Below are 13,786 nucleotides of genomic sequence, written 5' to 3' on the forward strand. Positions count from 1 at the left end.
CCTTACTAACACTTTAATAATACTCTAGGCTTTCTCTGCTGAAGACAGTCGAGCGCTGCAATCTTGATTAAAAAGGTTGTATGTAGCTATCTTCAATATTAACGGTAATAGCTTTTTATCTCTAATGCTGATGCCTAGATATATCATCTAAAACATACCCTTTATTATGAAAAGGGATAGTTTAGGGTTATTTCAGTTGCTTTGAAACTCAGCTCTTAACTATAAAAAATTTTAAAAAAGATATTTAACCTTTTTTACGATAATTATAACGAGTTACTTGTGTAATTTAAATATCACAATATGTTGACTTATCACGGGGTATTTAAGTTAGAAATCATCGATAACTACTTATTTCTTCGAGGGTTTGTTCGAGAATAAATTGAACGTTTATTGAGCTAGCACGCTTTAATGAGCAAAAAAATAACTAGCCTGTGATGAAAGCGACAATTTACTCATGTAGAGGATACATTTCAGTTCATCATGGTGGCACTCTGTGAACCTGTATTTAACATTTTAATTACATTTACCAGCGATATTTAGTCGCTGAAATGTTGATATTAAGACTTATCAGCCGTTCTTTTAGTCTAATTTACATGGAGTTTACAATGCTAAGATCCCTTTTTAAAACAACTATCCTCGCTACCGCTGTGATTGTGACAAGCACAAGTGCTTTTGCTGCTGATAAAGTATATCGATTAAAGCTCGCGGAATCATGGGGACCCAATTTCCCCGTATTTGGTGATGCAGTAAAAAATATGGTGAAGATGGCTGATGAAATGTCCGATGGCCGTTTAAAGATTCGTGTCGATTCAGCGAATAAGCATAAAGCGCCTTTTGGTGTTTTTGATATGGTAAAAATAGGCCAATACGATATCGGCCACTCTGCAAGTTATTATTATAACGGTAAAGTACCTAATACCTTATATTTCACAACCATGCCCTTTGGTATGACAGCCAGTGAGCAGTATGCTTGGTTTCAGTATGGCGGTGGTCAAGAGCTAATGGATGAAGTTTATGGAAAGCATAATTTAGTCGCGTTTCCGGGTGGGAACACAGGCGTGCAAATGGGTGGTTGGTTCCGTAAGGAGATCAACAGTGTTGAAGACTTACAAAACCTAAAAATGCGCATTCCTGGTTTTGCCGGTGAAGTACTTGCTAAATTAGGCGCGACACCCGTCAATATTCCACCAGGTGAGTTATATACCTCATTAGAGCGTAATACGATTGATGCATTGGAGTGGGTAGGTCCTTCATTGGATTTACGTATGGGCTTCCACAAAATTGCACCTTACTACTACATGGGTTGGCATGAGCCGGCGACAGAGTTGATGTTTATCGTAAACAAAAAGAAATTAGCGACATTACCAGCTGACTTACAAGCGATCCTGAAAGTGGCTATGCACAAAGCATCTTATGATATGTACATCCAGTCTTATGCTTCAAGTGCGGAAAACTGGGATACAATGACTTCTGAATTCCCTGATATTCAAGTAAAAACTTTCCCACCTGAAGTACTAAGTGCTATTAAAAAAGCCAATGATGAGATCCTCAGTGAAAAAGCGAGTAAGGATCCGCTAGCGGCTAAAATCATAAAATCACAACAAGATTACTTGAAGTTAGTGCGTGTTTGGACTGATATCTCTGAATACGGTTATATCAAAAGCACTAAAGCGCTAACGGAATAATCAATTAAGCCACTTAACCATGTTTCTAGCTGATTTATAGCGCTAATGGTGAAGTGGCTTTTTTAATGTTGTTTAGGTAGAAGGAGTTATCTTCAATGGAACAATTACAAAATATCTTTGATCGCTTTTCCAATATCATCGGTAAAATTTCAGCAACATTAATGATCTTATTATTGATTAATGTTTTCTATGATGTAATCGCCCGTTATTTTTTCAAATCCAGCTCAATTGCACTTCAAGAATTAGAATGGCATCTATTTGCCTCTATGTTTTTACTGGGCATTGCTTATACCTTAAAAGAGGAAGGGCATGTTCGAGTTGATATCTTTTATGAAAAATTAAGTGAAAAAAATAGAGCATGGGTTAATAGCTTAGGCTGTATTTTTTTTCTACTGCCATTTTGTGCTTTGATTATTTGGTATGGCTATGACTTTACATTAGAAGCTTATCACCTAGGGGAAGTGAGTGGTGATCCGGGTGGTTTATCACATCGCTGGTTAATTAAAGCAATGATCCCTTTATCAGCCTTAACCTTGATATTGAGTGGGTTAGGCATGTTAGTAAAAAACCTGCGTTGTATTGTTGCCGTTACACATTAAAAGGGAGTTTTTATGATTGGCATTATTATGTTTGGTGTAGCTTTGCTACTCCTATTGACGGGATTTCCCGTGGCTTTTGTATTTGCAGGTGTCGCATTAATTTTTGGCGTATTTGCAGAAGGGTTTGAATTATTTGCATTCATGCCTTATCGAATAATGAGCATCATGGAGAACTCGATCATGATGGCGGTCCCTATGTTTATTTTTATGGGGAATATATTACAAAAAACAAAATTAGCCGAGCAGCTATTAGAAGCGATGGGGCAATTGTTTGGGCGAGTAAGAGGGGGAATTGCGGTTTCCACTATACTCGTTGGTTGTTTACTTGCGGCTTCTACTGGTGTTGTTGGTGCTTCCGTGGTGGCGATGGGGGTTATTTCGTTACCTGTAATTCTTAAATATCAATATGATAAAAAGCTAGCGACCGGGGTTATTTGTGCATCTGGTACACTTGGTCAAATTATTCCACCTTCAATTATTCTGATTATTCTAGGTGATGTAATGGGCGTGCCTGTGGGGGATTTATTTAAATCTGCAATGTTACCAGGGGCTATTTTAGTTGGCGCTTTTATCTTATATGTGTTGGTTTATGCCTACCTTAAGCCTGAAGCTGCACCAGCATTACCTGAGTCTGAGTTTGATAAAGAGGCTGGATTTGCACCTTACTGGAATGCCTTTAAAGCGATAGCGCCGCCATTATTATTAATTTTCGCTGTATTAGGTTCTATATTTTATGGTATTGCAACGCCAACGGAATCATCTGCAATAGGTGGTGCTGGAGCGATTTTACTTGCGCTGTTATATAGACAATGTTCGTGGGAAGTTTTATGGCAGTCATCCATTGAAACCGTTAAAGTCACTTCCATGGTATTTGCTATCTTTATCGGTGCAACGGCCTTCTCTATGGTCTTCTCTTATACTGGTGGTGAAGAGATTATTGAAGAATTGATGTTTAGTCTACCAGGTGAAAAATGGGGATTTTTAATTATTTCAATGTTGGTTATTTTAGTCTTAGGCTTTTTTATCGACTTTGTAGAAATCTCATTTATCGTGGTGCCTATGCTATACCCAGTGGCTGATATGATGGGCATTGATTTAACTTGGTTTGCTATTTTAATTGCAATGAATCTACAAACCTCATTCCTGACACCACCTTTTGGTTTTAGTCTGTTCTATTTAAAAGGGGTCGCACCGCCATCGGTACAAACCATGGATATTTATAAAGGTGTTATTCCGTTTATTATTCTGCAGTTGCTGGTGTTGGCATCAATCGTTATCTTCCCTGGCTTTTATGGTTTTGATTCATAACAGCTAACTTAAGGTTATATATTTAGCGAATAGACATAGATTAAAAGCCTTTTTCGAAAGGCTTTTTTTCTGATACCCATTTTCAATTTTAAATCTTGCTCCAAGATAGTGATCTAAATCTCTGTTATGCACCATTCCTTAGTGTTTTTAGCCTTCCTAGTAAGTAACTATTTCCTTGAGTGTTTAAGAAAATCTATATTTACCTCAATTATTCAATTAGTTAACTTTTAATTTTTTGTTTTTTAATGTTTTGGCTTGAAAGTTGCGGTATGAATTTTGAGCGATTGTTCAGATTGTTTACTGTTAGTGGCTAAATTAAAGCAGTGAATCGTATGCAGAAAGATGACTTTTCTGTATTTGAAATTAAAAAATAAGGGATTATATGAAAATAACCACATTAGGAAAAATAGCACTGGTACCACTATTAACTTTTAATGTTCATAGTGCCTCAGCAGAACAAATATGGTCTAATTTTAGTCTTAGTTTATTAACGGGGAATGACTATGTTGATCCCTTTGCTAAAACCGAAGATGATCGTAATGTCTTCACTTTTGAACATGCCTCAGGCCATACATGGGGTGGGACTTTTCTATTTGTGGATAGGTTAAGTAACCCTGATGATACTTACGGCGAGTTTAGTATTAATCCCAATATATATTCTCATGATGGGTTTGTGAAAAATGTATTTGTAGCAACACAAATAGAGTTTAGTTCAGGTCAGTCTAACTTTAATAACTACCTGATCGGTGCCGGTGTTAGTCTTGATGTGCCTGGAGCGACTTACTTCAATGTAACTTATTACCGTCGTATTCAAGATGATTTAGGTATTAACCGTAAAGATAATAATCAGCTAACGGTTACCTGGGCATTTAATAGAGGTAATTTCCGTGTAGATGGTTTCTTAGATATTGTTGATGGAGCAGATACAAGTTTTGGAGACACTGAAGCTGGCTTTAATTTCACTCCGCAAATTAAATATAACGTAGGGCCATTCCTAGGAATGAACAGTGGACGCCTTGATTTAGGTATTGAGTATGTTTATTGGAAAAATAAGTTTGGTGTAAAAGGGCAAACAGAAAATAACCCTAATCTACTTGTTAAATGGACTTTCTAGATCCTTAGTTATTGTGACAGGAGAAGGATCTATCTCCGGTCACACTTTTTAAAAGTGCTGGGGGTGTTTTATTGCCTTGGCTATTATCAAGGTTATTTTATTTTTGTGCGCTTATTTTTTAACTTCCTATTGATTATGACTTTATCTAACCGTCCAGTAGCAATTTACAGTAATAACATCGCAAGTATCGGCATGAAAATAAAGGCAAGTAGCGTTTGCATAGTGATAATGGAAGCCATTGAGTCAACATCACCACCCAATTGGCGAGCGAGTATATAAGAAGAGGGAGCAGTAGGAGTCATAAAGGCAATCAGTAATACAGCACCGGCTATCCCTTGTAAATTTAGATAGTGGATCAATACAAAGGCGAATAACGGTTTAACTGCAAACTGCATTAACGATGAAAATATAATGACTTTGGCGTGCCCATGAATAGAGCGAGGCCTTAAGGCAGCACCAACTGCTAATAATCCTAAAGGTAATGCCGCACGTCCTAATATTTCTAAAACATTGCTAGCAACACTTGGCATACTAAAGTCAGATAAACTTAACAACCAACCTATCATACAACCGACAATAAGTGGGTTAAAGATGATCGACTTTATAAAGGGTATAAAGCCAGTGGTTGTGGAGGACGGCGACCCCCAAATGATAAAAATTAATACACATAATAAGTTGATTAACACAATCATAAAGCCTGCCGCAACAGAACTCATTTCAAGACCCGTGATGCCATATAAGCTATATGCGATGGCAAAAGTGATATAGGTATTAAAACGTATGCCACCCTGAAATACAGAGGTAAAAGCGGCGCCATTTTGGGCTATTTTAGGCCTTAACAAGATCAATACAATCGTTGAAAAGAGTAATGTTGCAGAGATAACAATGAGCATTGATACCCAAGGTAAACCATCAATAGATTGCTGGCTAAGTGTATTGATTAATAATGCCGGGAAGAAGATAAAATAGGTTAGTTTCTCGACGCCAACCCAAGTGTCTTCGGGTATAAACTGACTTCGCTTTAGAAAAAAACCAAGTGTTATTAATGCGAGTATGGGAATCAGTGTATAAATAAAAGTTAGCATTGTATATCCATTAAATGATCATCGCATTAAGCTTATCAATGAGCTGCTTATTAACAATATTAAATAATAAAGATAAACAATACTGGCCTTAAATTAAGGCCAATTCAAGCAAGGTTGTTAGCCACGATCATTTAATTAGACTTAGCTAATATTTTATAACATACAATGCCTTTGATTCTGTTGATTCTTATTGGCCCCATCTGTTCAGTTGTGACACTGCTATCATTTAACCCTTTTAACCAATAACTATTATTTTTATCGATTTGGCATACCTGTTTAATAATCAATCCATAAATAGGGTGGTTTACTTTGACCAGCAATCCCACTTTAAGTGAATTAGGCCTAATCCAATGATGGAACAACAAAAAACTATTGGCTGGAATAATTGGAGACATACTGTCTCCAATGACTTTATTAATACTTAACAATTTAGGATGCTTTTAAATCAGGATAAACAACTTGTTGCTGAGGTGGGTAAGGGCAAGTAGCCGTATAAGTTTTAACCCCTTTTGATGCCCAAAAAATATCAGCAAAGCGATTCACTTTTTCAAGTAACTGTAAGCTAGCCTCTTTATCAATTCCTTGTTTAGCTTTTGAACTTAACAACATAATACTATGTGTTAATTCATGTAATTCTGGATAAGCTTCTAACTGTGGTGCTTTAATATAATCACCCCAAATAGTAGTTATTTCTTTTTTTACTACTATGCCATGCTCTTCTTTCTGTGAAATTAAACGCTGTAGTTCTGCTTGGTCAGCAAGTGTATTCACACCTTTTTGTTCAAGCTCTGTTAGTAAATCTACCATACGAATAATGGTTAATACGGCAATTTGTGCATTGATTGGATCATAGATCTTACATGGGATATCACAGTGAGCAGAAACGTGTTCGAAGCTTTTTTTATTATCTAAATACTGCATTACATTATGTAACATTGGGAATTCCTCTACTTATTTTTTAGTGTGTGAATTTTTCTTCTTATATTTTTTAAATAAAAAGTAAGCGGCAATAATAATCGGTGACAACCATAATAAATGAATCAGATTGGCCCAAGGAGAGTGATGATCATGACCAGGATGGGCCATTACACTGAGCGGCATCATGCTGATAAACAGTAATAAAGTCTTTTCTTTTAGTTTGTTGAACATAGTCAGTTTTCTAAACATAGTTACTCCGTTAATTAATGTATGGATTGTGGGTTATTAATATCTTTAAGCAGTTGATCAATAAACTGTGATTCATTCGGGTAGTTATTAGCGAACGTTAATAAAGGCAGTAAAGTGACTTTTAAGGAGCGGTGGATTGTTAATTGCATTTCAGGTGATGCATAAGGCTGGTTACTGATGTTGTTAAGCTTCATAAATGGAATGATCAGCATATCTCGACAGCGTTGTATTAACCCTTGTTGCTCATACGTTTTTGCCAGATTATGATATCCACAAACCCAAGCTTGTATGCTTTGCAGTGAATCTTTTCCTGTTAAAAACTCCTGATCTTCAAGCAATGTAATCGATTGATTATAATGATAAATTGCTTCTTCCCATTGTTTCATTTGATAATGTTCATTACCTGTTTTCATTAACCTTTGCCACTTTTCCATACGCGTTTCCTTCTCAAAACTGTATTTAATAATGCTTTATTAACGATAATGATTATCACTACCTAAATTGTATTTGTAAAGGATTAAAATGAAATTGACTAACGCATATTATTTTTTAATGGTATTGACTTAAATGCAATTGATATCTATTATCATTAGTGGCTTTGAGATTAATTACCATTTACTGAAGGTAATGCTGAAAAGTGTACTGAGTAACTAACCACAACAATGAAGGTGTTAATGAACATAAAAAACAGTCTATTTTATATCGCGATGGTGGCGATCCCGTTGATAAGTAGTCCTGCTCAAGCTCGTCTCAAAGTGGTGACAACTTTTACTATTATCCAAGATATAGCGCAAAACGTTGCTGGTGAACACGCAGATATTATCTCAATTACAAAGCCGGGTGCTGAAATTCATAATTACCAACCAACACCAAAAGATATCGTGAAAGCACAAGATGCGGATTTAATTCTCTGGAATGGGCTTAACTTAGAATCATGGTTTACGCGATTTTTTGCAAACTTGGAAGATGTGCCGTCAGTGGTTGTTTCAGAGGGAATTAAACCGATTTCGATTTATGAAGGAGCCTATTCAGGTAAACCTAATCCGCATGCATGGATGTCACTAAGCAATGCAAAAATTTATATTGATACTATTCGAGATGCCTTAATTAAATACGATCCTGTTAATCAAGCGGCATACATCGAAAATGCAACGGCATACAAATATAAAATTAACGCCCTAGACAGTCGTGTTCGAGAAAAAATAGATGCAGTTCCTGAAGAAAAGCGTTGGTTAGTCAGCAGTGAAGGGGCATTTAGTTACCTTGCACATGATTACGGATTAAAAGAAGCTTTCTTATGGCCTATCAATGCAGAAAGGCAAGGCACACCACAACAAGTCAAAAAGCTGATTGATAAGGTTGTAAGTCACAATATCAGCGTTATTTTTAGTGAAAGTACTATTTCTGATAAACCTGCTAAACAAGTGGCCAATGAAACCGGTATTCATTATGGCGGTGTTCTATATGTCGATTCACTTTCTAAAAGCGATGGTCCTGTGCCAACCTACTTAGACCTAATTACAGTGACCACTAATACAATTGTGGAGGGGCTAACACGATGAAGTTAACAACCAGTATCGATGTATCTTCTGTTGGCGTCACTTATAACAATGGTGTTCAGGCCATTACAAACGTTAACTTTTCGTTAGCTGCTGGCACCATCTGTGGGCTGGTGGGCATTAATGGTGGCGGAAAATCTACTTTATTTAAATGTTTAATGGGGTTAATTAAATTAAGCGAAGGAGAAATAAGTATTTCTGGTTTCCCGGTAAACCAAGCGCTTAAGAAAAATCAAATTGCCTATGTCCCTCAAAGTGAAGATATTGACTGGAATTTTCCGATCTTAGTTAAGGACGTTGTTTTACAAGGGCGATACAGCCATATGGGGTTTCTACGTAAAGCCAGCAAACTAGATAATCAGGTCATTGAGCAAGCGATGACTAAAATGGGCATTATTGATCTTAAAAATCGACAAATAGGTGAATTATCCGGCGGACAAAAAAAGCGCGTCTTTTTAGCTCGTGCAATAGCACAACAAAGTAAAATTATTTTGCTCGACGAACCTTTTACAGGGGTGGATTTTACCACCGAAGAAGTGATTATCAATTTGCTAAGGGAACTCAGAGACAGTGGGCATTTAATACTCGTTTCTACACATAATTTAGGTGTCGTTCCTGATTATTGTAATGAAGTTATTTTTATTAACCGCACTGTGATTGCCGCGGGAGAAACCAAACAAACATTTACACAATATAATCTAGAAAAAACCTTTGGTGGAGTACTTAAGCAAGTGGGTATTCTCGGGCAAACGTTACATGATGATGACGATGACCGCGCCGTGACAATCATTTCCGACCATGAGAAACCAGCCGTCTTTTATGGGGCAAGAGAATCTACGGATTCTATCATTATTTCTCAATCTTCTTCTCAACAATAACAAGGCAAAAGTATGTTAGATATTTTACTTGAACCCTTACAGTATCAATATATGCAAAATGCAATATTTAGTGCTGGGTTAGTAGGCGCAGTTTGCGCGTTGCTATCGTGCTTTTTAATGCTGAAAGGTTGGTCGTTAATTGGCGATGCATTATCACACTCTGTTGTGCCAGGCGTCGCCGTTGCTTATGCAATTGGACTGCCTTATTCACTGGGGGCTTTTATTGCTGGGTTTCTTGCATCGCTTAGCATTGCTGCCTTACGCTACCTTTCGTATTTAAAAGAAGATGCAATCATCGGTTTTATTTTTACTACTTTTTTTGCATCTGGCTTATTGATAATTTCACTTAATCCCACTGCCATTAATATTGAAGCTATTATATTTGGCAATATTTTATCGGTGACAGCTTCTGATATTATTCAAATTGTGATTATTTGTGTTGTGTCTTTTATTGCACTTTTATTTTTATGGAAAGATCTGTTACTGGTATTTTTTGATGAGAATCAGGCTGTCTCAGTTGGAATATCAATTGTAAAATTGAAAGTGATATTCTTTACAATACTCAGTGCTTGTACTGTTGCCTCTTTGCAAACAGTTGGTGCGATATTAGTAATTGCATTAGTGATCACACCAGGCGCAACGGCCTACCTATTAACAGATCGTTTTGAAAAAGTATTAGTGATTGCAGTATCGATGGGCGGTTTTACTTCGATAGCGGGCACTTATTTAAGTTACTTTCTTGATGGTGCAACGGGTGGAGTGATAGTTGTGTTGCAAACCAGCCTTTTTGTCGCTGCATTTTTGTTCTCACCGAAGTATGGCATCTTTAATGATGTTTTTTCCAAGCCTAAAGCTAACAAAAAAATACTTAATCCTCTGACAACTGAAAAGGAGGCTTAGTATGCTATTTGAATGGTTTATACAGCCTTTCCAATATGAATTTATGCAAAGAGCGTTACTAGCAGGGCTATCTGTTGGTCTTGTGTGCGCTATCTTATCTTGTTTTTTAGTACTGAAAGGCTGGTCGTTAATGGGTGATGCTATCTCTCATGCCGTGCTGCCCGGTATTGTACTTTCCTATATTTTAGGTATCGCGCTGCCAATTGGTGCATTTATTTCTGGATTTCTTTGTGCTTTGTTAACAGGATTCATCAAGAATAATAGTCGTTTAAAAGAAGATACCATTTTAGGTGTTGTGTATTCTGGTATGTTTGCACTGGGCTTAGTGCTTTTTACAAAAATAGAAACTAATCAACACCTAATGCATATTCTGTTTGGTAATATGCTCGGGATTAATGACAATGAATATATACAAACCATCGTTTTATCATTAACCATTTTCGCGATAGTCGTTATTTTTAGTAAGCAGTTATTATTGTATTGTTTTGATAGTAGTCATGCGCGTGTTGTTGGTTTACCAGTGCATTTTATTCATTACAGTTTATTAATTATGATCTCATTAGCGGTAGTGGCAGCAATACAAGCCGTTGGAGTTGTGTTAGTCGTTGCACTGTTGATTTCGCCGGGGATCACGGCATTTGTGTTGGTTAAAAACTTTTGGGTGATGATCTTCATTGCTATTATTTTTTCGCTCACCACTATTTGCTTGGGTATATTGATAAGTTTCCATATTGACGGTGCCACAGGCGCTTGCATTGTGTTGCTTCAAGCATTTTGTTTTTGTTGTGTTTTATTATTTAATCGATTGAAAATAAACAAAAATACCATGAAGTCAAAACAGCAAAAGCAAGTGTTTTCTCATTGATAAAGGCTCGTAAAATTTATTTATGAATCCTTTTAAAGTGCTGTTTATGTGGGTTAATAGAATAAACATACGGTTATATTTTGATAAACCTTATTGTTTGAACCATTACCCAAAGGGGGAGTTGAAAAAGCCAGTTTCTTGGTATTTACTAATGCAAAGAAACAGAACTTTTTACTCCTTTAAAACTGTGCGGTATGACTAAGTGTCTACTTACAGGTAAGTAAATAATAAGTGCTGTTTTACTGGTGAAAATGGTTATAAAACGACATTTAATTGTCCTCAACGTTACATAAAATAAGCAAAGTTTATTTTGTTTATACCCACATTCTGTAGACTTTATTGATTGATATTTTTACTGTTAAAATACATTATCTAATGTCATGATTGAGTGAGTTCCTTCACTTAATATATTATTAACTTTTCCTTGCTTTCTATTTTGATAGTTATTTGACTATTTCCTTATTTATCAATAGCTTTTGATCAACATTCTTTCATTTTTAGTTTCATTTATTTTTAATTAATTTGTAGTTTTAGATTGTTTATTTTGACAATAATTGTTATGTTATAACATAACTTTAATGTGTTAACTATAGGTCCTAAAATGAAAAAATTATTAAAAGGTATTACTTCAGCTTGTCTATTATCTAGTACATTTGCGATGGCTAGTGAACCACCTCAAGTCGTGGTGAGTATTAAACCTATTCACTCTTTAGTGAGTGGCGTAATGGAAGGTGTTGCTACGCCAGAATTGATCATAAAAAATGGTTCTCCTCATGGTTATACGATGCGTCCTTCTGAAGCAAAATCATTAACGGAAGCAGATTTAGTGGTTTGGGTAGGTCATGATCTAGAAAGTTTTCTAGAAAAGCCACTACAGACAGTAGCGGAAAATGCACAAAAGCTAACTTTATCAGAAACATTGAGCGACTCATTATTGACTGCGCGTAGCGGAGGAAACTGGGAAGCACATGAGCATCATCATGGTGAACACGATGCAGATCATGATGAAGAAGGACATCACGATGAAGAAGGACATCACGATGAAGATGGTCATCACGATGAAGAAGGCCATCATGATGAACATGAAAGTGCAATGGACTTACATATTTGGTTAAGCCCTGAGGTTGCTCAAAAAATTGTAACAGAGACGACTGAAAAATTAGTTGAAATTGACCCTGACCATGCCAGCCAATATCGTTCAAATTCAACTAAGTTAATCACTAAACTAACAGCGCTTGATGCTGACTTAAGCAAACAGTTAACGCCTGTAAAAGAAAAACCATATATTGTTTTTCATGCTGCTTACCAATACTTTGAAAAATCATATAACTTAAATGCAATCGGTTCTGTCACTATCGACCCTGAAAGAACGCCAGGTGCTAAAAAAATCACCGAAGTACGCGCTAAGATTGAAGATTTAAATGCACAGTGTGTATTTAGTGAGCCACAGTTCCAATCAAGTTTAGTTGCAACCGTGATTGAAGATACAAATGCAAAAACCGGTGTACTGGATCCATTAGGATCTAATGTAGAGCCAGGTACTGAAGCTTACTTTACTATCATGAATAACTTAGCAACGGGTCTAACAGATTGCTTAAAGTAAAAGATAACTTTTTATCGGCTGCTTGAAATACAGCAGCTTTAATTTTCAAAATTAAAAATACTCAAGATAATTGCTATTTTTATTATTAATATAAGGTTCGTTATGAAAAACAATATCCACCCTAAATACCAAAAAGTCGCTTTTCACGATACATCAGTCGACAAATACTTCATCGTTGGTTCTACTCTACAAACGGATAAAACCGTTGAATTAGATGGTAAGACTTACCCATACTATGCAATTGAAGTGTCAAGTGAATCGCACGCTTATTACACTGGCAAACAAACAATTACTACGCAAGATGGTCGTGTTGCTAAATTTAATACACGTTTTGGTAAGCTTAAATCTTAGGAAATAAAATGAAAATTTTAAGTTCATTAAAAAGCGCTAAAAAGCGTCATCCGGATTGCCAAGTTGTGAATAGAAAAGGGCGCTTTTATGTTATCTGTAAAAGCAACCCTAGATTCAAAGCGAGACAAAGATAATCCGTTTTTGTTAGCAATCTTGTAAATGATTAAATCTATCCAGATAAACTTTACACTGATTGCTTTACATCGATAAACGCTATACTAATAGGCTCATTAATTTGTTATTAATGAGCCTATTTTTTTATCTATTATAAATACTTCAGTAAATCTCCTAATTTTCACCGTTAACTTTCAATACTGCTGAATCTACAAGGGAGGCTAAAAAAAGGAGTCGCAGAGCTCCTCCGCTCATGAGGCTAAGCTGTCGCTTAATACGCCCACCGGCCCAAAGTAGTATTTCTGGCGGCAGTGATTTTAAGTATTCTAGATTTATAGAGCAGTCTCCAAATCTTTCGGACGCTTTACTAATCGTATTGACGTTAGCTTCGGGGCGGTGACTTCAGTCTCCCTGCTTGCATCAAAACAAAAGCCAAAATAAACATTCACCTACGTAAAGTGCAGCAAGGTAAAGAGCGAAGTACTTTGTTTTATTGACTGTATCTACAAGGGAGGCTGAAAAAAGGAGTCGCAGAGCTCCTCCGCTCATGAGACTAAG

At 36.3% G+C, this 13,786-nt stretch carries 16 protein-coding genes; 11 read left to right on the plus strand and 5 right to left on the minus strand.

All coding sequences use genetic code 11. The annotated features are described in order from the left end of the window. Nucleotides 1–605: 605 nt before the first annotated feature. From V6256_RS05090 to V6256_RS05105, 4 genes are all read left to right on the plus strand, one after another. Nucleotides 606–1,685, plus strand: a complete 1,080-nt coding sequence (locus V6256_RS05090) for a TRAP transporter substrate-binding protein (RefSeq protein WP_341596991.1) — start codon at nt 606–608, stop codon at nt 1,683–1,685. Nucleotides 1,686–1,780: 95 nt separating this feature from the next. Further along, entirely contained in the window at nt 1,781–2,284 is a 504-nt protein-coding gene (locus V6256_RS05095; RefSeq protein ID WP_341596992.1) for a TRAP transporter small permease subunit, read from the plus strand. 12 nt (nt 2,285–2,296) lie between these two features. Further along, a complete protein-coding gene (locus V6256_RS05100) occupies nt 2,297–3,592 on the plus strand; it encodes a TRAP transporter large permease (protein WP_341596993.1) in 1,296 nt (431 codons plus the stop codon). A gap of 382 nt (nt 3,593–3,974) precedes the next feature. Continuing rightward, nucleotides 3,975–4,706 carry a DUF5020 family protein gene (locus V6256_RS05105; protein ID WP_341596994.1) on the plus strand — a complete coding sequence of 244 codons (732 nt, stop codon included), beginning with the start codon at nt 3,975–3,977 and terminating at the stop codon, nt 4,704–4,706. 164 nt (nt 4,707–4,870) lie between these two features. Here V6256_RS05105 and V6256_RS05110 read toward each other — a convergent pair whose 3' ends face one another. From V6256_RS05110 to V6256_RS05130, 5 genes are all read right to left on the minus strand, one after another. Further along, nucleotides 4,871–5,791: an AEC family transporter gene (locus V6256_RS05110; protein ID WP_341596995.1), complete on the minus strand. Its 921-nt coding sequence runs from the start codon at nt 5,789–5,791 to the stop codon at nt 4,871–4,873. Between the two features lie 131 nt (nt 5,792–5,922). Then, on the minus strand, nt 5,923–6,186 hold the full coding sequence (locus V6256_RS05115) for a S24/S26 family peptidase (RefSeq protein WP_341596996.1): 264 nt from the start codon (nt 6,184–6,186) through the stop codon (nt 5,923–5,925). 34 nt (nt 6,187–6,220) lie between these two features. Next, complete coding sequence (gene sodN, locus V6256_RS05120; RefSeq protein WP_341596997.1) at nt 6,221–6,727, minus strand: superoxide dismutase, Ni; 507 nt, start codon at nt 6,725–6,727, stop codon at nt 6,221–6,223. 15 nt (nt 6,728–6,742) lie between these two features. Next, nucleotides 6,743–6,958 carry a hypothetical protein gene (locus V6256_RS05125; RefSeq protein WP_341596998.1) on the minus strand — a complete coding sequence of 72 codons (216 nt, stop codon included), beginning with the start codon at nt 6,956–6,958 and terminating at the stop codon, nt 6,743–6,745. A 14-nt stretch (nt 6,959–6,972) separates the two neighbouring features. Continuing rightward, a complete protein-coding gene (locus V6256_RS05130; protein ID WP_341596999.1) occupies nt 6,973–7,392 on the minus strand; it encodes a tetratricopeptide repeat protein in 420 nt (139 codons plus the stop codon). Nucleotides 7,393–7,632: 240 nt separating this feature from the next. On the opposite strand from V6256_RS05130, the gene V6256_RS05135 reads away from it, so the two are divergent. From V6256_RS05135 to ykgO, 7 genes are all read left to right on the plus strand, one after another. Next, nucleotides 7,633–8,520: a metal ABC transporter substrate-binding protein gene (locus V6256_RS05135; RefSeq protein ID WP_341597000.1), complete on the plus strand. Its 888-nt coding sequence runs from the start codon at nt 7,633–7,635 to the stop codon at nt 8,518–8,520. Further along, nucleotides 8,517–9,395: an ATP-binding cassette domain-containing protein gene (locus V6256_RS05140; protein ID WP_341597001.1), complete on the plus strand. Its 879-nt coding sequence runs from the start codon at nt 8,517–8,519 to the stop codon at nt 9,393–9,395. The genes V6256_RS05135 and V6256_RS05140 overlap by 4 nt, the downstream gene beginning before the upstream one ends. 12 nt (nt 9,396–9,407) lie before the next feature. Further along, nucleotides 9,408–10,295: a metal ABC transporter permease gene (locus tag V6256_RS05145; RefSeq protein ID WP_341597002.1), complete on the plus strand. Its 888-nt coding sequence runs from the start codon at nt 9,408–9,410 to the stop codon at nt 10,293–10,295. 1 nt (nt 10,296) lies between these two features. Continuing rightward, nucleotides 10,297–11,160, plus strand: coding sequence for a metal ABC transporter permease (locus V6256_RS05150; RefSeq protein WP_341597003.1), 864 nt, complete (start codon nt 10,297–10,299; stop codon nt 11,158–11,160). A gap of 601 nt (nt 11,161–11,761) precedes the next feature. Beyond that, a complete protein-coding gene (gene znuA, locus V6256_RS05155; protein ID WP_341597004.1) occupies nt 11,762–12,763 on the plus strand; it encodes a zinc ABC transporter substrate-binding protein ZnuA in 1,002 nt (333 codons plus the stop codon). A gap of 102 nt (nt 12,764–12,865) precedes the next feature. Further along, nucleotides 12,866–13,114, plus strand: a complete 249-nt coding sequence (locus V6256_RS05160; protein WP_341597005.1) for a type B 50S ribosomal protein L31 — start codon at nt 12,866–12,868, stop codon at nt 13,112–13,114. An 8-nt stretch (nt 13,115–13,122) separates the two neighbouring features. Then, complete coding sequence (gene ykgO, locus V6256_RS05165) at nt 13,123–13,248, plus strand: type B 50S ribosomal protein L36 (protein ID WP_341597006.1); 126 nt, start codon at nt 13,123–13,125, stop codon at nt 13,246–13,248. Nucleotides 13,249–13,786 lie beyond the last annotated feature (538 nt).

This window comes from Psychromonas aquatilis (assembly GCF_038155185.1).
GTDB classification, from domain to species: Bacteria; Pseudomonadota; Gammaproteobacteria; order Enterobacterales; family Psychromonadaceae; genus Psychromonas; species Psychromonas aquatilis.